The organism is Laceyella sacchari (assembly GCF_024927925.1).
GTDB lineage: Bacteria > Bacillota > Bacilli > Thermoactinomycetales > Thermoactinomycetaceae > Laceyella > Laceyella sacchari.
Genome location: NZ_CP103866.1, coordinates 1,364,988 through 1,383,504 on the forward strand (window position 1 = coordinate 1,364,988; position 18,517 = coordinate 1,383,504).

Below are 18,517 nucleotides of genomic sequence, written 5' to 3' on the forward strand. Positions count from 1 at the left end.
AACTTCTCTACCATTCATTCGTCAAAGCACAAGGAGGGCCCGTGCCGCCATAATGGGGCAATGGTGATCTCCTTTCTTTTGTCGTTTTGTGCATATCGTGTGCATCACCAGGGTGTATCGTTATAAGGTGTTGGCTTATCCATTTGATAGGCCAGCCACGGCAAAGTTAACCGATTGATGTTTGTTGCTCTTTTACCCCCTCATTACGGGGGAAGAGGTTGTTATTTGGAGGCGATTTCATGAAACGATTTCCGCGTGTGTCCCTGATCGTATTGGACAGCGTTGGCATCGGCGAATTGCCGGATGCGGCAGAATACAATGATGCTGGGGCACATACTTTGGGCCATATAGCCGAATTTAAAAATGGGTTACATATGCCGAACATGCAGAACATGGGGTTGGGAAACATTGAACCCATCCGCGGCATTGAAGCGGTGGCTGAGCCGCTGGCTTATTTCGGTAAAATGAGTGAACTGTCCAAAGGCAAAGACACCACCACCGGACACTGGGAGTTCATGGGGGTGTATACGGATAAACCTTTTAAAACATATCCCGACGGTTTTCCCCGGGAGTTGATTCAAGCGTTTGAAGAGCGGACAGGCCGCAAAGTGCTGGGCAACAAGCCTGCTTCCGGCACTGCAATTATCGATGAATTGGGCGAAGAGCATATGCGCACAGGCGGCTTGATTGTATACACATCGGCAGACAGCGTGTTTCAGATTGCCGCGCACGAAGAGGTTGTGCCGTTGGAAGAGTTGTATCGCTGTTGCGAGATTGCCCGCGAGTTGACTTTGGATGAAAGATTTTCCGTCGTCCGCGTGATTGCCCGTCCGTTTATCGGTTCACCTGGCCAATTTACCCGCACAGCCAACCGTCGCGATTATTCGGTCAAACCGCCACATCCAACGGTGTTGAATGCTTTGAAAGAGGCTGGCCGGGATGTGATCGCCATTGGCAAAATTTCCGACATTTACGCTGGAGAAGGGGTTACCCGCGCCATTCACACCAAATCCAACATGGACGGCGTTGATCAGTTGCTGAATGTCATGAAGGAACCGTTCAATGGTTTGGCTTTCGTCAATCTGGTCGACTTTGACGCCAAATTCGGCCATCGTCGCGATCCGGCTGGATATGCTCAAGCGTTGGAAGAGTTTGACGCCCGTTTGCCAGAGGTGCTTGATGCATTGGGTGAAGAGGATCTCCTCATCATCACCGCCGACCATGGAAACGATCCAACGCACCATGGTACAGATCATACCCGGGAGTACACGCCGCTGTTAGTTTACAGCAAATCATTGCCGCAAGTCGGCAAATCATTGGGTGTGCGTGGCACTTTCGCGGACATCGGTGCCACGTTGGCTGAAAACTTTGAAGTACAACTGCCCACCATCGGCAAAAGCTTTTTAAATGAACTCACATGAGGTGATCCATATGACAACAACCCGTGCACACATCAGAGAAGCGGCGAAGTACATTCGTGAAAAATGCAAGGCCACTCCCCAGATCGGACTGATTTTGGGATCAGGCTTGGGCGTCTTGGCTGATGAGATTACTGACGCTGCCCACATCCCATACCAAGAGATTCCTCATTTTCCTGTGTCTACGGTTGAAGGGCATGCCGGTGAGTTGATTATCGGCGAGTTGGAAGGGAAATCTGTTTTGGTTATGGCGGGGCGTTTTCATCTGTATGAAGGGCATGCGGTGGAAAAAGTTTCGTTCCCTATTCGCGTCATGAAAGAGTTGGGGATTGAGACCTTGGTAGTGACCAACGCGGCAGGCGGCATCAATGAAAGCTATGAGCCTGGCGACCTCATGCTGATCAAAGACCACATTAACATGATGTTCCGCAATCCGTTGATCGGCCCCAATGATCCGGAATTGGGCGTCCGCTTCCCGGATATGTCCAATGCGTATGATGGTGAATTGCGCGAGCTGGCGCACCGTGTTGCGGGAGAGCAAGGCGTCCAGTTGAAAGAAGGGGTATATGCCGCAGTGCTGGGCCCGTCTTATGAAACGCCGGCGGAGATTCGCATGCTCCGTGTGTTGGGCGGGGACGCTGTGGGCATGTCTACAGTGCCAGAAGTGATCGCGGCGCGTCATGCCGGCATTCGCGTATTGGGGATTTCTTGCATCACCAACATGGCAGCGGGCATCTTGCCGCAACCGCTCAGCCACGATGAAGTGATGGAAACGGCGAATCGCGTAAAAGAAATGTTTATACGCCTGGTCAAAGGCTTGGTTCGGGAAATCGCATAAGGAGGCGCAAACAGATGAAGCTGAGAGAAAAGATCGAGGCCGCCCAAAAGAAAATTACCAGTTTGACAACGGTTAAACCGGAGATCGGATTAATTCTTGGATCGGGCTTGGGTGACTTGGCCAATGAAATCGAAGAGGCGGTGGTTGTGCCGTACAAAGAGATTCCGCACTTTCCGGAATCCACGGTCGAAGGGCATGCCGGCCAATTGGTCATCGGCACATTGGCTGGCAAATCGGTGGTGGCTATGCAAGGGCGCTTCCATTTTTATGAAGGGTATAGCCAACAGGAGGTTGTGTTTCCGGTTTATGTACTCAAAGCGCTTGGGGTGAAATGCTTGATCGCCACCAATGCGGCTGGGGGGATGAATCCCGCTTTTCAACCTGGGGATCTGATGGTGATTACCGACCATCTCAATTTCACCGGCGCTAATCCATTGATTGGGCCAAATGATGACGAATTAGGGCCGCGTTTCCCTGACATGTCCCAAGCGTACACCCCTGCGCTTCGCGAATTGGCACACCGGGTGGCTGAAAAGCTGGGCACCCGTTTACAACAAGGCGTCTATGCGGGAGTGAGTGGGCCGACCTATATGACGGCAGCGGAATTGATCATGTTGCGCCGTGTTGGCGGAGATGCAATTGGGATGTCCACCGTTCCCGAAGTGATCGCCGCGCGGCATGCGGGTTTGGATGTATTGGGCATTTCTTGCATCACGGACATGGCTGTCGGCGAGGACTTGGGATCAGAACCGCTCACCCATGAACAAGTAGTGGAAGTGGCCAATCGAACCAAACCGGTGTTTATGAACCTGATTAAAGGCATTGTGCAAGAAATCTGAGGCAAGTGAGATCGCTATCGACGAAGAGATTAGGCATCGCCATCTCGTACGCGCTGGATGGAGCGTGTACGAGACTGGCGTTGTCTTTATTTTTTGGCTAAAAGGCGCGACATTGATGCCCATTCAGTCAAAAGTTGCTCCAACCGAGGAAGAACTTTCGGGCTGATGCGCCCGTGTTCATCAAAATCAGTTAGATCGACAATGCATTGTTCGGCGAGGACGAGGCCACCCACACCGCGGATGACGAGACGCAAATTGTTCAGCGCGTTGATTCCCCCTTTTCCACCTCCTGCAGCACAAGCGAGTGCGACGGGTTTCTTTTGGAAATGGCTTCCTCCCAAAAAGTCAAGTGCGTTTTTTAGGGCGCCGCTCATACCGTTATGGTATTCGGGCGTCACGATAAAAAAGCCATCTGCTTGGCTTGCCGATTTTAGCCATGCAGCCACTTCGGGCTGTTGGTATGTTGATTCATCCCCGTCATAAATAGGCAAGGGGCGTTGTTGGAGATCCCATAGTTCTGTACTGGTTCCGGATTGATTTAAGAAAGAGACTGCCGCCTGTGCAACACGGAGGGAATTGGACTGTTTGCGGGGACTACCGCTGATGATTAAAAGATGCATGATTGATCGCTCCTTTTCTATTTGGTGTCTGAAATTAATATTGCGAATCATCAGAAAATGATATTATTATGTTTTGTTGAAGTCAATTCGTTCTATTTTAAAATGCCATTTTATTTTTGTTTTTAAAAAAATCATTTATTTATAAGTTAAGATCATTTTTACGAACGCTAAATCGCGGCAAAATATTGAAAATAATTAGACTTTATTTATAATGGAATTGAGTTTCCATTTATTTGGAGAAGGGGGTTCGGTATGAGGCGAAACAAGCCGATCATCGCCTTGATAACATCCTTTTGTGTGGCGGCGGCGGTTGCGGGTACACCACCCAATAGCAGCTTCGCTTCATCATCAGCAAACCAAAAGGATCTCGCCCGCGCGATTGATTGGTCGACTGTCAATGAGCAAGCTTTGATCGAAGCCCTAAAAAAACGGGGCAAACTGAGGCCGAATGCCACTGCGGTGGAAATAGAAGAAGCGATCAAGGCGTATGTGAGGCGGGGAAGCAACCCGCACAGTGCAACGGATGGGATTGATACATCCAAGCCGTTCGGCAAGCGGGCTTATAAGAACAAAAAAGCTGTGCAAGCCAAAGCGTCTCGCAATATCGCTAAGGCGAAAGAAGGGGATGCGGCAAGCAAGCCAAGCAAACGCAAGCATGTCGACCAAGCAGTGGTAGCGTTGATCGAATTCCCGGATTATTCCCATAATCAACTGCCCGATCCAGGTGATCGCTCTTTTTGGGTAAAGGATTTCAGCTCTGCCCATTATTGGAATTTGCTATTTAACCGTAATGGTTTCAAAATGGATAATGGTAAAAAATATGTGTCTGCTACACAATATTATTTGCAGCAATCGGCAGGTTTTTGGGCCCTGGACGGCAAGGTGACGCCTTGGGTCAAAGCAAAGCATGACGCGGCCTATTATGGCGCACATGATGTTGGCGACGGTTATGAACTCAACGACGTTCGGGCACAAGAATTGGCTAAAGAGACGTTACCGGCTGTGGCCCGGCAAATAGCAGGGAATGAAGACAAATATGATCAGCGCGACCCCTATGACATCGATGGAGATGGTGACGTGATGGAACCTGACGGTTTGTTGGATAATTTGTTCATCGTCCATTCGGGCATGGGAGAGGAAGCCGGGGGTGGGGAGTTGGGAGATGACGCGATTTGGTCCCACCGCTCTGTGATCGGGCCGGAGCCAGTGCCCATCCCGGGCACCAAACTGAAGGCGTTTGATTATATCATCCAGCCTGAAGACGGTGCGACCGGGGTATTTGTCCATGAATACGGCCATAACATCGGCTTGCCTGACGAGTATGATACGGGCTACACCGGTACCGGCTCTCCGGTGGAAGCGTGGTCGCTGATGTCTTACGGGAGCTGGACGGGCAAAATTCCCGGAACAGAGCCGACTGGGCTCAGTGCATGGTGCAAACTTTTTTTTCATGAATTGTATGGCGGCAATTGGCCGCAACCAACAGTTATTGACTTCAACCGCTTAAATCACAAGCGAACGTTTCTTCTCTGGGAAGCGGTTGCCAATAAAAAGCATGGAAAACTACTCAAAATCAACCTCCCTGACCGGCTGGTAGATCCGCCGACGCAACCGCTCGGTTCCAAAGCCTATTTCTCAACAAAAGGCGATATGTTGGATACCCGCATGGTTTCACAAGAAATCGATCTGACCCAAGCGAAGTCGGCGAAGCTTCGTTTCGCTTCCTGGCGCAAACTTGAGGTGGGATATGATTATCTATATGTCAATGTGTACACAGATGGCGCCGCTAATCCCGTGAGAGTGAAGGCTTATTCCGACACAACCAATGGAGTTTGGGTCAACGATGAAGTCGACCTGAGCCAATTCGTCGGCAACAGGGTGAAGGTGGAGTTCCGTTATGTCACCGACATCGCAGTGACAGAAGAAGGTTTTTATGTGGATAATATCATTGTAGAAGCGGACGGCAAAGCAGTGTTCAGTGATGATGCCGAAGGTGCCCCTCTCTTTGCGCTGGAGGGATTTGCATTGTTTGATGGTGCCAAGATCCCTTATGCCCAATATTATTTGGTGGAGTGGCGCACCCATCGGGGAGTGGATCAAGGCCTGGCTCATGTGCGTAGAAACAACAGTCTCCTTTCTTATGATCCGGGGATGTTGGTCTGGTATTATGACGCTCGCTTCGGCACAGATAACATGACGGGGAAACATCCGGGTGAAGGGTTTGTCGGGGTGGTTGATGCCCACCAGCGCGGCCATTATTGGAGCAATGGGCAAGTGGGTAGCACCCGATATCAAGTGAATGACGCCGCTTTTCATGTTAAGCCCACCTCCCCGATTCATGTGATTTACCCTGATTATTATATGAAATACGATTCTTTGCCGGGCGTATCCGTGTTCTATGACGGCAATGATTATTCCAGCCCTTTCAATCCGGCAGGAGGCAAAATTTTGCCATACCACGGATTGCAAATCAACCTTGACGCGGTGAGTCCCGATGAAAAAACGGCGGTCATCACCGTGTCCAAGCAACCGAAATGACAAATACATCTGATTTTTCAAGGCTTTCCTGTCCGATTGAGGCGGGAAAGTCTTTTTGCATATTTTTCCATGAAGGAGGCAGACTAAAAAACACCGGAAGATATAGGAGGGAAATCCGATGCTGAAAAAGTTCAGCCGAATCGTGTTGGCCGGCCTTCTCTTAGGTGCGGGCTTATTTACACGCACCGGGCAGACTCACGCGGCGGAAGAACAAGATCTGGCTCCGCAAGCAGTGTCTGCCGTTTTGATGGATGCGGGATCAGGGAAAGTGCTGTTTGCGAAAAATCCCCACCAACCTCTTCCTCCCGCCAGTATCACCAAACTGATGACTATGCTTTTGGTGGTGGAGGCGATTGATCAGGGGAAAATTTCATTGAAGGACCCCGTTCGGGTGAGCGAACACGCTGCGTCGATGGGGGGAACGCAAATCTTTCTCGAACCGGGCGAACAGATGAGTGTGCATGATATGCTAAAAGGCGTCGCAATTGCTTCTGCCAATGATGCGTCCGTCGCTTTGGCAGAGTTTCTGGGTGGAACCGAAACCAATTTTGTGCGCATGATGAATCAGCGTGCCCTTCAATTGGGGATGAAAAACACCCAATTCCAAAATGCCAACGGACTGCCGGCGAACAATCATTACTCTTCCGCTTACGATATCGCCCTGCTTTCACGTGAGATTTTAAAATATCCGCTCATCACCAAGTTCACTGGAATCTATCAAGATTATTTGCGCCAAGGTTCCAAAAAGCCTTTTTGGTTGGTGAATACCAACAAGCTTGTGCGTTATTACCAAGGGGTTGACGGTTTGAAGACCGGCTACACGTCCGAAGCGAAGTTCTGTCTGGCGGCGACAGCCAAGCGGAACGGCATGCGCCTCATCTCGGTGGTCATGGGCGAACCCGACGCCAAAACTCGCAATGCGGAAGTGGCGGGCATGTTTGATTACGCCTTCAACCAGTATGTATCCCACCCCCTTTACAAACAAGGGGATGTTATTGCAGTGAAAAAAATTGATAAAGGAGATCCGCGGACATTGGTGATCAAAGCCAAACGCCCAATCTCCATTTTGATGAAAAAAGGAGAAGATCCAAACAGCTATCAGAAAAAGTGGATGTGGTATTCGTTGCAAGCCCCAATCAAAAAGGGGCAAGTGTTGGGTAAGATGCAACTGGTGAAAGATGGTCGCCCAGTACAAGAGTTGGAGTTGGCAAGCTCAGTGGAGATTCGGCGGGCTAGCTGGTGGACTTCGGTCAAGCAAGTGCTTGGAGAAGTGTTGCATTTGCCTGAGCAACTGCAAGAAACAGAGTGAAAGATATCGGGAATTTTTGGCGTGTTTGTCGGGAATTCCCGATTTTTTTGTTATTATGGGCGGGGGAAGGAACAAAAAGGAAATTCGTAGAACAATAGGGTTAAAAAAGGGAGGAGCATAACTGATGGGTTTACATATTCAAGTAAAACATGATCGTGATATTTTGATTGTCCGGTTGCGGGGAGAATTGGATCATCATGCGTCAGAGCAGGTGCGGCGCTCGATTGAGGATGAATTGGCTCAAGGGGGATTCTCTCATCTGGTGTTGAATTTGGCTGATCTTGAATTTATGGACAGTTCCGGTTTGGGTGTGATTCTGGGAAGGTATAAAAAGGTGACACAGTTGGGGGGCAAAATGATGCTTTGCGCCATCCGCCCTTCGGTGCACCGTCTGATGGAGATGTCCGGTTTGTTCAAGATTTTGCCAACGCATGAAGATGAGCGCAGCGCGATTAAGGCTTGTGGGGTGGCGTCATGAAAGAAGTGGGAAAAAACTTTATGGAGCTCCGTTTTGCAAGCAAGTCGGAGAATGAGGCATTTGCTCGCATCGCGGTGGCTTCGTTCGTGTCGCAACTCGATCCGACGGTGGAAGAGTTGACAGACATTAAAACGGTGGTGTCTGAGGCCGTCACCAATGCGGTGATCCATGGCTATGAGGAAAAGGGAGATGGCACGATTTATGTCCGTTCCGAAATCGAGGGAAAGCGGATCAGCATCACGATTTCCGATCAGGGGGTGGGGATTGCCGATGTCAACATGGCCCGTCAACCCTTGTACACGTCGAAGCCGGAGCTGGAGCGTTCTGGCATGGGCTTCACCATCATGGAGAATTTCATGGACGAAGTGTTGATCCATTCGAAACCGGGCCATGGCACGACGGTGCACATGGTGAAACATCTAAAAAGTCGTCATCAGACGATGGCCAATTGAGGGATGCCGATGGAAGCGGATGTGCGTAACAGCAGGCACCCCCACCTTTCCGATGAAGAAGTAAAACAGCTGATCCAGGCGAGCCAGGAAGGGGATATGGAGTCCCGCAACAAACTGATTCGCCACAACATTCGGCTGGTGTGGTCGGTTGTCCAACGTTTCTTGAACCGTGGTTACGAGGCGGAAGATTTGTTTCAAATCGGTTGCATCGGCCTGTTGAAAGCAATCGACAAGTTCGATCTCAATTATGAAGTAAAGTTTTCCACTTATGCCGTACCGATGATCATAGGGGAAATTCAGCGCTTTTTGCGCGATGATGGCATGGTGAAAGTCAGCCGTTCGCTGAAAGAGATGGCCAACAAGATCCGCAAAACGAAAGACGAACTATCCAAACGTTATAATCGCGTGCCTACCATCCAAGAAATCGCCAAGGAGATGGGTGTCGAGCCAGAAGAAATCGTCTTTGCACAAGAAGCGAATCGCGCACCGGCTTCAATTCATGAAACGGTGTATGAAAATGACGGGGATCCGATCACCTTGATGGATCAAATCGCGGATGAGCCGGTGACGACCTGGTTTGACAAGCTGACATTAAAAGATGCCATTCATCGTTTGTCAGAGAGGGAGAAGTTGATCGTTTACCTTCGTTACTATAAGGATCAAACCCAGTCCGAGGTTGCCGAGCGGCTGGGCATTTCCCAAGTACAAGTTTCCCGATTGGAAAAGAAGATTATTGCTCGTATGCGTGAAGAACTCGATTTGAAACATGAAAAATAAACGGGGAACGTGGGCTAGGAACCCCTTTGCCACTGCCAGCACCTGTCATGTTCAGGTGCTTTTTTATATTCGGCCGCCAATTGAAGCATACTAGGGATAATTACCACAGCGGAAAGGAATTTGCCCATGAAGCCCATGCTTTATCTTCGTTTGAAGAAAAAGGTGATGGCCACTCCAGGGCAACCGCTCACAATCAAGGATCTGTGCCGGCTGACAGGAGAAGGGATTCCGCCGGAAGTGGGGAACACGCTTGTGTGCGTCCCCCAGGTAGGCCACGGCAATTACCTTGTGATTGATGTGATTGACATCATTCAGTTGGTGCAAAAAAAGTTTCCTATGATAGAAGTACAACAAATGGGACCTCATCAGATGCTGGTCGAGGTGAAATTGTCTGACAAACGGCCGCGTTTTTTATATGTGATACTTGTCTCCCTCGTATTGTTTGCAGGTTCAGGCTTGGCCATTATGAACTTCCATACAGATGTGAGCATGGCAGCTGTTCATGAACGGATTGTATTTTTGTTGACGGGGCAACATGTGAAAAAGCCTCTGCTTCTGCAAATTCCCTATTCGATTGGCATTGGTGTGGGAATGATGCTTTTTTTTAATCGCTTATTTCAGAGGAAGTTCAACGAAGAGCCGAGCCCGCTGGAATTGGAGACGTTTCAGTATCAGGAAACGATTGACCAGTACATGATCAATGATGAGAAGCAAGAAGTGGATTTTTCATGACCGGCTTGGCAGACGTATTGTTCATTTTTCTTGGCTTTGCCGGTGGAATTGCCGTGGGCGGCGGCTTTGCGGCTTTTATCACTGTGTTGGATATCGTCCCTCGTTTGGCCCAATTAACCAGAACATATGCCTATGTTTCTGTCTATGAATGGTCGGTTATCAGTGGTGCCCTGTTCTTTACGGGGATTGATCTTTTAAACATCGGTTTTCATTTGCCCGATTGGTGTATCAGTGTGCTCGGGGCGTTGATGGGTGCGTTTGTGGGTCTGTTGGCGGCGGCGTTGACGGAAGTCGTCAATGTGATCCCGATTCTAGCCAAACGGTTGCGGGTGCAAGAGCAGTTGACCTTTCTGCTCATCGCCATGGTATTAGGCAAAATGGCCGGCTCACTTTTGCAGTGGTTAGTTTTTTAACGAAGTGAAAGGGCTGAGAAAGGACATCTATCGCTTCAATAGGAGTTGTGTATTAGTAGGGGGCGAGGTAAATGGGTTCGTATTGGGTCGCTTTTTTAGCGGGGGGATTGACCTGTGTCAACGGGTGTTTGCCTATGGATCTGTTTTGTGGCAACGAGCTGATTTGTGAAGCGTTGCAAGAGGACAAAACCAGGCTTGTAGGTTGAAGCGCATGTCCAAGAGACAGGTGATTTTGGTTACCGATGGAGATCATGTCGCCAGGCGAGCATTAGAAGTTGCGGCACAACGGTTGGGCGGACGCTGCATTTCTCGCTCGGCGGGAAACCCCACCCCCCTCACCGGTTCTGAATTGGTTAGCTTGATTAAGCAAGCGCCACACGATCCCGTGCTGGTCATGTTTGACGACTGTGGCAACGGCTCAGAGGGCCAAGGAGAACAGGCCCTACGCGACGTCGCGATGCATCCCGACATTGAAGTATTGGGGGCGATTGCCGTCGCTTCCAATTGCCATCACTCCAAGGGAACGCCTGTTCACTTTGCATTGGATCGGTATGGCAATTTGGTCGGGCATGGGGTCGATAAGTACGGGAAGGCGAAGCGGGATCAACCGCTACGGATTTTTGGAGATACAGTAGAGATTCTGAACAAACTTCCCGTTCCGATCATCATCGGGATGGGCGATATCGGAAAAATGAAGGAGTTTGATGATGTGGAGCGGGGTGCGCCCATCACTTGCAAAGCGATCCGGCTCATTTTGGAGCAATACGGCAAACGAAGGTCTTGACAGGACGGGAAATGTCTTGTCAAGGCCTTTGTGTTGTTACGAAGGGAAACGCTTTCTTCGATGGATTGTTGCCCATGCTTTTTGCCCAAGGTAGAATAGAAAAATGAAATCAATCGGTTGACCATATGGTCTATCAATTTTGGAGGAACACAGTGGAAGCATATCAGAAAATCCCAGACGACAAGCGGGAAAAGATATTTGAAGTAACTGTGAGGGAATTTGCCGACAAAGGGTACGAGCGGGCATCGACCAATCAGATTGTGCAGGAAGCGAATATTTCCAAAGGGCTCTTGTTTCATTATTTTGGAAATAAGAAGGGGCTCTTTTTGTCTACTTTTCATTATTGTGTGACTCGGGTGGCGTCAGCGAGTGTTCCGCCCAAAGAAGAGTTGAGCGCCGATATTTTTGAGCGCTTATTGCAAATCGGACGTATGAAATGGCGGCTGTTGCAAAAGCATTCGCTGGAATACCGCTTTTTGCTCACCGCATACGCGCCTGTGCCGGAAGAGGTGGCCATAGAGATCCGACAATGGCAGGAAAAGACTTGGAAGACGTATCAGCAGCTGTTATGGGAAGGGATCGATTTTTCTCGATTTCGCCAAGACATGCCGCGCGAGCGGGTGAAAGAGTTGTTGGTGTTTTGTCTTGAAGCGGTGACAGACAAATGGCGCCAACGGCTGTTGGCTGAGCCGGACTTGGGCATGTCCATGGTTGAGCACATGTTGGCGGAGATCGAGGATCTTTTTGAAATCTGGAAACATGGGGTTTATCAAGCACCCAAGGCGTGACACTGGGGAGGGAATGACATAGGATTCTTGCGGTTTGTCCGCAAGGATTTTTAATTTATGAAAATGATTGACATCATTTTTGGAACAACCTATAGTTAATGAAAACCAAAAATCTCGTTTATCTTGATTAGAAGAAGGTGATCGAGTGAGAGCACCAGAAGGACGAGAATCAAGGCCGCATGCAGCGCAGTTTTGGTCAGGGATTCAAGTGGCTTTGCCGATTGCCGTCGGCTACATACCCATCGCGATAGCTTTTGGCGTGATGGCGCGACAGGTGGAACTCAGTCTGTGGGATACGGCATTGATGTCGATGTTGGTGTATGCCGGCGCCAGCCAATTTATGGCTGTCAATATGCTGGCGACGGGGGCAGGGGGATTGGAAATCATTTTAGCCACGTTGGTCATCAATTTGCGCCATGTGGTGATGGTACTTTCTCTGATGAATTTATTGAAGGGTGTTCGTCCAGCCTGGAAAGGGGCGTTGTCGCTTGGGGTGACGGATGAATCCTTTGCCGTGGCCACCCTGTCGGGAAGAAACCACCCCGTTTTTTTGGCCGGAATCATGGTATCTGCTTATTTGGCTTGGGTGGTAGGTACGCTGTTGGGCGGCATGTTGCACCAGTTTATTCCCCCCGACATCGGTAATAGCATGTCCATTGCTTTGTATGCGATGTTCATCAGCTTGTTAATCCCGGAGATGAGACGGGAGCGCAAGGTGGTCATGATCGCTGGCACCGCTATGCTAATCAATGCGTTGGGCACGGAGTTACTTGGGTTGGCGTCTGGTTGGTCGATCATTATGGCGACGTTGGCAGCCAGTGCCTTGTTTGCAGGAAAGGGGGAGAAAGCGTGAGCGCATGGTGGATCATTCTCGGAATGTCTGTAGTGACGATGATCCCGCGTTTGTTACCGGCATGGATCATGGACAGGATGGTGATCCCCGGTTTTGTGGACCGCTTGCTGAAGAATATCCCTTATGCTGCTTTGGGAGCTTTGATCTTCCCAGGGGTGCTATTAATTGATAAAAACCCAGTTATCGGGCTGATCGGTGGCGGTGTGGCTGTAGTGTTGGCCTATTTCCGAATGCATACGATGCTGGTGATCATCGGGGCGATCACGGCGGTGATGGTGGCGAAAATGTTTTTTTAAAACAAGGCAATGCGGGGCTGCATTGTCTTGTTTTGATAGGAGATTAACCTTTTAACACATATTCATAGCCGTCCAGGTCTTTGAAGACGGCGAATGTGCCATATGGCATTTTGTTGGGCTCACCTTGGAATTCTACTCCGTTTTCTTTCATGCGTTGATAGGTAGACTCGATGTCGTCGCAGAGAAAAACAAGGGAAGGTTTTAAATCGGCCCAATGAGTCATCAGTGCGCGGGGATAAAGCACCAACTTGGTTTCGGCATCAGCCGGCCCCACTTCGATCCAACGCCCGCTCGGCCCCATCGGATGGTCGGCGTGTACTGTGAACCCAACCTGCTCGGTCCAGAAGCGCAACGCTTGATCCTGGTCTTCAACGTATATGGTGGCAGTGGCGATTCTCTTAATCATGCCTGACACTCCTCTCATTGCTATAATGGGTCGTTGGTCCATAGCTTGTGTCGTTTCTCGGAAAATAACGCGAATGGTGTTAAAACGAACTCTGGATGTGAAGATTGTGATCGTTTGCCATTTGCGATATAGTGAGAATTGGATAGGAGAGATTTGTTTTGGGGTGACAAAACTGAATTCTTCGGTAAAAAAGAAGCTCCGGCCAGTATCAATCAAATTGAGCGTCGTATGGCACGACATCATACATCATCCGGGTCGGTTTTTAGCGTCGGTGTTCGTTCCATTGGCAACGATGTGGACATTGATTGAAATCTCTTCGTATTTTTTGCCGATTTCGGAACTGTTGCAAGGCATCGGGCCGTTTCTGCTCCTGTTGTTAATCAGCCTGTGCATCGGTGTGGTTCAGATGATTCGTCCAGAGGAAATTAACATCAGAGTGGGGACGAGCCAAGTGGTCATCAAGTTTGGTGACTTATTGGCCCAAGAGGGGTTTAATGTGATTCCAAGCAATAACTATTTTTATTTTGCAGCCAGCCCCCTTGCCAACTCTTTGGATGTGCAATTGGCTCGGCAGATCTTCCAAACCGATTTCGACAGATATAAAGAAGTAGGATGGATGGTCGATGAGCTGCTTGAAGCTAAGGGGCGTAGCTATCCCATCGGCACCACTTTGCCTGTCGTATTTGGCGAAGGAAAGTATCTGATTGTTGCCTCCAGCATGTTGGATGATCCCAGCGGACTTCCCTACATGGATATGCATATCTTGTGGGACGCGTTAAAAGGATTATGGGCCAAGGCGCGAGAATATTGCGAGGGGCACCCTGTCAATGTGCCGTTGCTTGGTACGGGGAGAGCGGGAATCGGCATTCGCGAAGTGGATTTGATACGTATCATTATCATTTCACTTCAGCATGAGCAGCAACGCGTTTCCCCTACGGTGCGGATTGTGATCCATCCAGATAAATACGCTGATATTGACTTGAGCCAACTGAAAAAAGAGTATAGTTGGCTATGACAACTTTTGAAAATCGTCGTCTGCTCAACCTATTTTACGGCAGACGACGATGAATATGGTTTGATGAGGATATTGCCAGGAAATAATTCTTGACAAAATAGATTAAATGTGATATAATAATAAATTTATTGACTATTTATTCTCCTGCATATTATGATAAGAATGAGAGTGGATTTCTCATTATTTATCAGCAACCGTGCAAGAGGAGGATAACATTAATGGAAAAAGAACCTCGCGTTAGTTTGACCGCACTCATTTCCGCATTTGGCCGCGCATACCACGCTATGTATGATTCCCCTAAGATATTTGATGATTTTTTAGCTCGTCAGTGGTTTACCGATGAAGCGTTTACGGAATTGGGAGCCCATCTGGCTCAATCCCTTTCGCATTTCGCCCCGGAGAAGGTCGCTGATTGCCAGGATCAAGCGACTGCCTTACGATGGGTGATGCGAATGCATAACGCCATCACCCTCAGCCGCGCCAAACATACTGAGGACAGCTTGGAGTTGGCCGTCAGCCAGGGAGCACGGCAATATGTGATCCTCGGGGCGGGACTGGACACGTTTGCGTTTCGGCGGCCGGATATGTTGGAGCAGATTCACGTGTTTGAAGTTGACCATCCTGCCACACAAACATATAAGCGGCGTCGCCTGGCCGAATTGGGCTGGGAGCAACCGCCGCAATTACATTTTGTTCCAATGGATTTCACTGCTGAAAAACTGGCAGATGCGCTTTGTCGTACAACGTTTGATCCCCGATCCCGAAGTTTTTTCAGTTGGCTAGGTGTGACTTATTATCTTGATAGAGAAACCGTGTTTGACACCTTGCGCTCATTTGCCGCTTTTGCCGCAACGGGTAGTTGGATCGTTTTTGATTATTTGGATCAAAACGCTTTTGACACTAAACGGGCCTCCGTTCGCGTGAAGCGGATGCAAGAGGCAGTAAGACGAGTAGGAGAGCCAATGAAAACAGGGTTTGACCCGGCTAGGCTTGCCAAGGAGTTGGCCCACATCGGCTTGCGCCTTGAAGAGAACTTGCGACCAGCTGATATTGAAGAACGTTATTTCCAGGGGCGGACAGATGGTTATCGTGCTTTTGAACATATCCATTTTGCGCGAGCGGTGGTCGACCATTGATTATTCATTTCGATCATACTTCGTGTTGCTGAAATTACAGGTTGCGACCATACTGCATTGAAGATAGCTCCTCTTCCACTTGACAACACCAACCTAAATTGTGAGCGGATTGTGCCGATTCGTTGACAAGATTTTCGCGGATGGAACAGAGTGTGTTATGATGTGGAGTGGATGGAGGAGGATGCGCATGAAACAGCTTCGACTTTTACTGGCGCTGGCGGTGGTCACCTCGGTTGGCGCTTATATCATGCTATTAATGGGCGCGATCGTCAGCAAAACAGAATCGGGTAAAGGTTGCGGGAACTCTTGGCCTTTCTGCCATGGGCAATTGATCCCCGAGTCGATGCCGATCAGCACCCTGATTGAATTAAGCCACCGTGTTGTTTCGGGCATCGACGGGTTGCTGATTTTGATCTTGACCGTATGGTCTTGGATAATGTTCAAAGACAATCTGCGCGTCAAAACGTTGGGCTTTATGAGTCTCTTTTTTGTGGTGTTACAAGGCGGGCTGGGGGCGTTGACGGTTGTGTTTGAAGGCGAATTCGCCAAGAAATTTGCCCTTGCTCTGCACTTCGGCTTTTCGCTGATCTCATTTGCCAGTGTAATTTTGTTGACAGTGACGTTGTTCCAGTTGCCAAAACAATCAAGTGTGAAAGACGATCAACCCATCAGCAAAGGGATGAAGATTGCCACATGGGGATTGGCTGCTTGGACGTATGTCATTGTTTACACTGGGGCGCTGGTACGCCATGCTGATGCCACAATGGGATGCGGGTATTCGTTCCCCGGTTGCGGAACGACTTTGTTACCTGATCTTACTTCGTTAGCGGGAATTCACATGTTGCACCGGTATGGGGCATATTCTATGTGGCTTTTCAGTTTGCTTTTCTTGATAGGGATTTTGAAGGCGTTTCGCGATCGACAGGATTTTGTGCGAGGCGGTTGGATGGCGTTTATCTTGATTACGTTGCAGGCGCTGACCGGGATCATCACGATTAAGACCGGTGGGCAGCTGGTGGCGGCGTTGGTACACACCACGATCATTTCCGTTTATTTCTCGGTAATCAGTTACCTTTGCATGCAAGGCGGTTGGCCTTGGAAACGGAGTTTGAAGGATGCGGAGTTGCCTGCAAATCCGATGGTGAATTAGGTTAGGGTTGGCGAACAAACCGGTATTCATGAACGGGGTTCATGAGCACCGGTTTTTTTGTATTTGTCCGTATGAAACCAGAGAAGCGAAGGAGAAAATCGTTTTGGTCCGCTGGCCTACGCCTATTGTAATTGGGAGATGTCAGAATCAAAGAAGTGGAAAAATTTATTTTCGCATCTCGCCAGTCGCCGTTCTTTTTGATACAATCACATATGAACGATTTTTCTCGTTCAGAATGGAAAATTGAATCTGTTTTTTTGCATCCTTCGGGGCAGGGTGAAAATCCCGACCGGCGGTGATGGGGCAATTTGGCCCCTCAGCCCGTGACCCGCACGCGTGCGGTGGATTCGGTGAAATTCCGGAGCCGACAGTATAGTCTGGATGGGAGAAGGATGAACAGGTGTCGTGTACCCTTTGGGGAGTTTTTTAAAAAAAGCTCTTCTAAAGGTTTATTTTGCTATGCTAAATTTTGTATACGTACATGAACCTGCTTCTTTCTGACAATTGCCCCGATTCCTTGTGCAAACTGGGAAGCGGGGTTTTTTATTCAAAAGGGGGGTGAAAAGGTGAAAGCGCATGAAGATTGGATGAGATTGGCGTTGGATTTGGCAGGAGCCGCAACCGGCCAGACTTCCCCTAATCCCATGGTGGGCGCGGTCGTTGTGAAAAACGGCAAAATGGTTGGAATGGGCTCTCATCTGAAAGCGGGAACGGAACATGCAGAGGTGCACGCAATCAACATGGCTGGCCGTGAAGCAGAAGGGAGCACCATTTATGTCACATTGGAACCCTGCAATCATACTGGTCGAACACCGCCATGTACGGAAAAGTTGATCGCTGCGGGAGTTCGGCGTGTGGTGATCGGAACGACCGATCCGGATGAAAATGTGCAGGGACGGGGGATCGCCCGGCTTCGCGAGGCCGGAATCGAGGTGATCGAAGGGGTGTTGGCGGCAGAATGCCAAGCGCTGAATGAAGCATATTTTTTCCACCGCCGAACGGGCAAGCCGTTTGTCACTTTGAAGACGGCGATGACCTTGGATGGCAAAATCGCCACCGTGACGGGAGACAGCCGCTGGATTACGGGCGAAGCTGCTCGTGAACATGTGCACGTGATGCGACACCGGCATGATGCCATTTTGGTGGGAATCCGGACTGTGCTATGCGATAATCCCCGATTGACAGCTCGGCTGGTTCCAGGCGGAAATCATCCTGTGCGCGTGGTATTGGATAGTCACCTACAAACCCCGTTGGATGCAGCCATTACAAAGGTTGACGAAGCACCAACTTGGATTTTTACAACCGATGCACGGGATCGGGAGCGTGAACAGCTCCTTCTCGCCAAGGGGGTGCGCGTCATTTCGACAGGTGCGGCGCCGCAAGTTGATTTGGAAAAGATGCTTGATATTTTGGGGAAGGAAGGGATCTTGTCGCTGATGATCGAAGGTGGCGGCACGGTCAACGCCGCATTTTTACGGCAAGGATTGGTGCAAAAAGTGGTTGCGTTTATCGCGCCAAAATTGTTGGGCGGCCAGGATAGCCCCACTTCCTTTGAGGGGGAAAATCCTTCCCTTATGCAATCATCTCTTTCGCTTCGGGATGTGCGTGTCGCGCAATTTGACCAAGACATCTGCGTCACAGGTTATCTTCATGCATGATGTCGGAGGAGGATGGC

Annotated in this window: 21 protein-coding genes and 1 riboswitch; of the genes, 19 read left to right on the top strand and 2 right to left on the bottom strand. The window is 49.5% G+C overall.

Annotated features, from left to right (window positions below; translation table 11 throughout):
- The first annotated feature begins 239 nt into the window (after nucleotides 1-239).
- Genes deoB through NYR52_RS06815 form a run of 3 tightly spaced genes read left to right on the top strand, consistent with a single transcriptional unit; the run spans nucleotide 240 to nucleotide 3,095 of the window.
- On the top strand, nucleotides 240-1,421 hold the full coding sequence (gene deoB, locus NYR52_RS06805) for a phosphopentomutase (protein ID WP_259436553.1): 1,182 nt from the start codon (nucleotides 240-242) through the stop codon (nucleotides 1,419-1,421).
- A 10-nt stretch (nucleotides 1,422-1,431) separates the two neighbouring features.
- Nucleotides 1,432-2,256 carry a purine-nucleoside phosphorylase gene (locus NYR52_RS06810; RefSeq protein WP_022736218.1) on the top strand — a complete coding sequence of 275 codons (825 nt, stop codon included), beginning with the start codon at nucleotides 1,432-1,434 and terminating at the stop codon, nucleotides 2,254-2,256.
- 14 nt (nucleotides 2,257-2,270) lie between these two features.
- A complete protein-coding gene (locus NYR52_RS06815; RefSeq protein WP_022736219.1) occupies nucleotides 2,271-3,095 on the top strand; it encodes a purine-nucleoside phosphorylase in 825 nt (274 codons plus the stop codon).
- 86 nt (nucleotides 3,096-3,181) lie between these two features.
- Here the strand turns inward: NYR52_RS06815 and NYR52_RS06820 are convergent, their stop codons facing one another.
- Nucleotides 3,182-3,715, bottom strand: coding sequence for an NADPH-dependent FMN reductase (locus NYR52_RS06820; RefSeq protein ID WP_259436554.1), 534 nt, complete (start codon nucleotides 3,713-3,715; stop codon nucleotides 3,182-3,184).
- 252 nt (nucleotides 3,716-3,967) lie between these two features.
- Here NYR52_RS06820 and NYR52_RS06825 point away from each other — a divergent pair, with 252 nt between their 5' ends.
- From NYR52_RS06825 to NYR52_RS06880, 12 genes are all read left to right on the top strand, one after another.
- Nucleotides 3,968-6,253 (top strand): immune inhibitor A domain-containing protein, encoded by a 2,286-nt coding sequence (locus tag NYR52_RS06825; RefSeq protein ID WP_259436555.1) that lies wholly within the window; start codon nucleotides 3,968-3,970, stop codon nucleotides 6,251-6,253.
- 118 nt (nucleotides 6,254-6,371) lie between these two features.
- Nucleotides 6,372-7,562, top strand: a complete 1,191-nt coding sequence (locus NYR52_RS06830; RefSeq protein ID WP_132220143.1) for a D-alanyl-D-alanine carboxypeptidase family protein — start codon at nucleotides 6,372-6,374, stop codon at nucleotides 7,560-7,562.
- A gap of 124 nt (nucleotides 7,563-7,686) precedes the next feature.
- Nucleotides 7,687-8,040 carry an anti-sigma F factor antagonist gene (gene spoIIAA / locus NYR52_RS06835; protein ID WP_132220144.1) on the top strand — a complete coding sequence of 118 codons (354 nt, stop codon included), beginning with the start codon at nucleotides 7,687-7,689 and terminating at the stop codon, nucleotides 8,038-8,040.
- The gene (gene spoIIAB, locus NYR52_RS06840; protein ID WP_022736224.1) at nucleotides 8,037-8,492 is read left to right on the top strand and encodes an anti-sigma F factor; all 456 of its coding nucleotides are present in this window, start codon (nucleotides 8,037-8,039) and stop codon (nucleotides 8,490-8,492) included. Before spoIIAA ends, spoIIAB begins: the two co-directional genes overlap by 4 nt.
- 9 nt (nucleotides 8,493-8,501) lie before the next feature.
- Nucleotides 8,502-9,269, top strand: coding sequence for an RNA polymerase sporulation sigma factor SigF (sigF, locus tag NYR52_RS06845; protein WP_259436556.1), 768 nt, complete (start codon nucleotides 8,502-8,504; stop codon nucleotides 9,267-9,269).
- Nucleotides 9,270-9,395: 126 nt separating this feature from the next.
- Nucleotides 9,396-10,001 carry a stage V sporulation protein AA gene (locus NYR52_RS06850; protein ID WP_259436557.1) on the top strand — a complete coding sequence of 202 codons (606 nt, stop codon included), beginning with the start codon at nucleotides 9,396-9,398 and terminating at the stop codon, nucleotides 9,999-10,001.
- Nucleotides 9,998-10,414, top strand: a complete 417-nt coding sequence (locus NYR52_RS06855; protein ID WP_259436558.1) for a stage V sporulation protein AB — start codon at nucleotides 9,998-10,000, stop codon at nucleotides 10,412-10,414. Before NYR52_RS06850 ends, NYR52_RS06855 begins: the two co-directional genes overlap by 4 nt.
- 71 nt (nucleotides 10,415-10,485) lie before the next feature.
- Nucleotides 10,486-10,620 carry a hypothetical protein gene (locus tag NYR52_RS06860; protein WP_259436559.1) on the top strand — a complete coding sequence of 45 codons (135 nt, stop codon included), beginning with the start codon at nucleotides 10,486-10,488 and terminating at the stop codon, nucleotides 10,618-10,620.
- Nucleotides 10,621-10,625: 5 nt separating this feature from the next.
- Complete coding sequence (gene spoVAEA / locus NYR52_RS06865; protein ID WP_259436560.1) at nucleotides 10,626-11,198, top strand: stage V sporulation protein SpoVABEA; 573 nt, start codon at nucleotides 10,626-10,628, stop codon at nucleotides 11,196-11,198.
- Nucleotides 11,199-11,350: 152 nt separating this feature from the next.
- Nucleotides 11,351-11,986: a TetR/AcrR family transcriptional regulator gene (locus NYR52_RS06870; protein ID WP_259436561.1), complete on the top strand. Its 636-nt coding sequence runs from the start codon at nucleotides 11,351-11,353 to the stop codon at nucleotides 11,984-11,986.
- Between the two features lie 145 nt (nucleotides 11,987-12,131).
- The gene (locus NYR52_RS06875; RefSeq protein WP_259436562.1) at nucleotides 12,132-12,839 is read left to right on the top strand and encodes an AzlC family ABC transporter permease; all 708 of its coding nucleotides are present in this window, start codon (nucleotides 12,132-12,134) and stop codon (nucleotides 12,837-12,839) included.
- Nucleotides 12,836-13,135, top strand: coding sequence for a branched-chain amino acid transport AzlD family protein (locus NYR52_RS06880; RefSeq protein ID WP_259436563.1), 300 nt, complete (start codon nucleotides 12,836-12,838; stop codon nucleotides 13,133-13,135). Before NYR52_RS06875 ends, NYR52_RS06880 begins: the two co-directional genes overlap by 4 nt.
- A 43-nt stretch (nucleotides 13,136-13,178) precedes the next feature.
- Here NYR52_RS06880 and NYR52_RS06885 read toward each other — a convergent pair whose 3' ends face one another.
- Nucleotides 13,179-13,541 (bottom strand): VOC family protein, encoded by a 363-nt coding sequence (locus tag NYR52_RS06885; RefSeq protein ID WP_022736233.1) that lies wholly within the window; start codon nucleotides 13,539-13,541, stop codon nucleotides 13,179-13,181.
- 163 nt (nucleotides 13,542-13,704) lie between these two features.
- Between NYR52_RS06885 and NYR52_RS06890 the strand changes: the two genes are divergently transcribed.
- The 4 genes from NYR52_RS06890 (at nucleotide 13,705) to ribD (ending at nucleotide 18,500) form a co-directional block, all read left to right on the top strand.
- Nucleotides 13,705-14,556: a macro domain-containing protein gene (locus NYR52_RS06890; RefSeq protein WP_259436564.1), complete on the top strand. Its 852-nt coding sequence runs from the start codon at nucleotides 13,705-13,707 to the stop codon at nucleotides 14,554-14,556.
- A 218-nt stretch (nucleotides 14,557-14,774) separates the two neighbouring features.
- On the top strand, nucleotides 14,775-15,692 hold the full coding sequence (locus NYR52_RS06895; RefSeq protein WP_259436565.1) for a class I SAM-dependent methyltransferase: 918 nt from the start codon (nucleotides 14,775-14,777) through the stop codon (nucleotides 15,690-15,692).
- 187 nt (nucleotides 15,693-15,879) lie between these two features.
- The gene (locus tag NYR52_RS06900) at nucleotides 15,880-16,842 is read left to right on the top strand and encodes a COX15/CtaA family protein (protein WP_259436566.1); all 963 of its coding nucleotides are present in this window, start codon (nucleotides 15,880-15,882) and stop codon (nucleotides 16,840-16,842) included.
- 258 nt (nucleotides 16,843-17,100) lie between these two features.
- Nucleotides 17,101-17,239: riboswitch (FMN riboswitch) on the top strand.
- Nucleotides 17,240-17,408: 169 nt separating this feature from the next.
- On the top strand, nucleotides 17,409-18,500 hold the full coding sequence (ribD, locus tag NYR52_RS06905; RefSeq protein ID WP_259436567.1) for a bifunctional diaminohydroxyphosphoribosylaminopyrimidine deaminase/5-amino-6-(5-phosphoribosylamino)uracil reductase RibD: 1,092 nt from the start codon (nucleotides 17,409-17,411) through the stop codon (nucleotides 18,498-18,500).
- Nucleotides 18,501-18,517: the final 17 nt, after the last annotated feature.

Coding starts and splice junctions, on each gene's coding strand:
- deoB (WP_259436553.1), top strand. CDS start 240: ATGAAACGATTTCCGCGTGTGTCCCTGATCGTATTGGACAGCGTTGGC.
- NYR52_RS06810 (WP_022736218.1), top strand. CDS start 1,432: ATGACAACAACCCGTGCACACATCAGAGAAGCGGCGAAGTACATTCGT.
- NYR52_RS06815 (WP_022736219.1), top strand. CDS start 2,271: ATGAAGCTGAGAGAAAAGATCGAGGCCGCCCAAAAGAAAATTACCAGT.
- NYR52_RS06820 (WP_259436554.1), bottom strand. CDS start 3,715: ATGCATCTTTTAATCATCAGCGGTAGTCCCCGCAAACAGTCCAATTCC.
- NYR52_RS06825 (WP_259436555.1), top strand. CDS start 3,968: ATGAGGCGAAACAAGCCGATCATCGCCTTGATAACATCCTTTTGTGTG.
- NYR52_RS06830 (WP_132220143.1), top strand. CDS start 6,372: ATGCTGAAAAAGTTCAGCCGAATCGTGTTGGCCGGCCTTCTCTTAGGT.
- spoIIAA (WP_132220144.1), top strand. CDS start 7,687: ATGGGTTTACATATTCAAGTAAAACATGATCGTGATATTTTGATTGTC.
- spoIIAB (WP_022736224.1), top strand. CDS start 8,037: ATGAAAGAAGTGGGAAAAAACTTTATGGAGCTCCGTTTTGCAAGCAAG.
- sigF (WP_259436556.1), top strand. CDS start 8,502: ATGGAAGCGGATGTGCGTAACAGCAGGCACCCCCACCTTTCCGATGAA.
- NYR52_RS06850 (WP_259436557.1), top strand. CDS start 9,396: ATGAAGCCCATGCTTTATCTTCGTTTGAAGAAAAAGGTGATGGCCACT.
- NYR52_RS06855 (WP_259436558.1), top strand. CDS start 9,998: ATGACCGGCTTGGCAGACGTATTGTTCATTTTTCTTGGCTTTGCCGGT.
- NYR52_RS06860 (WP_259436559.1), top strand. CDS start 10,486: ATGGGTTCGTATTGGGTCGCTTTTTTAGCGGGGGGATTGACCTGTGTC.
- spoVAEA (WP_259436560.1), top strand. CDS start 10,626: ATGTCCAAGAGACAGGTGATTTTGGTTACCGATGGAGATCATGTCGCC.
- NYR52_RS06885 (WP_022736233.1), bottom strand. CDS start 13,541: ATGATTAAGAGAATCGCCACTGCCACCATATACGTTGAAGACCAGGAT.
- NYR52_RS06895 (WP_259436565.1), top strand. CDS start 14,775: ATGGAAAAAGAACCTCGCGTTAGTTTGACCGCACTCATTTCCGCATTT.
- NYR52_RS06900 (WP_259436566.1), top strand. CDS start 15,880: ATGAAACAGCTTCGACTTTTACTGGCGCTGGCGGTGGTCACCTCGGTT.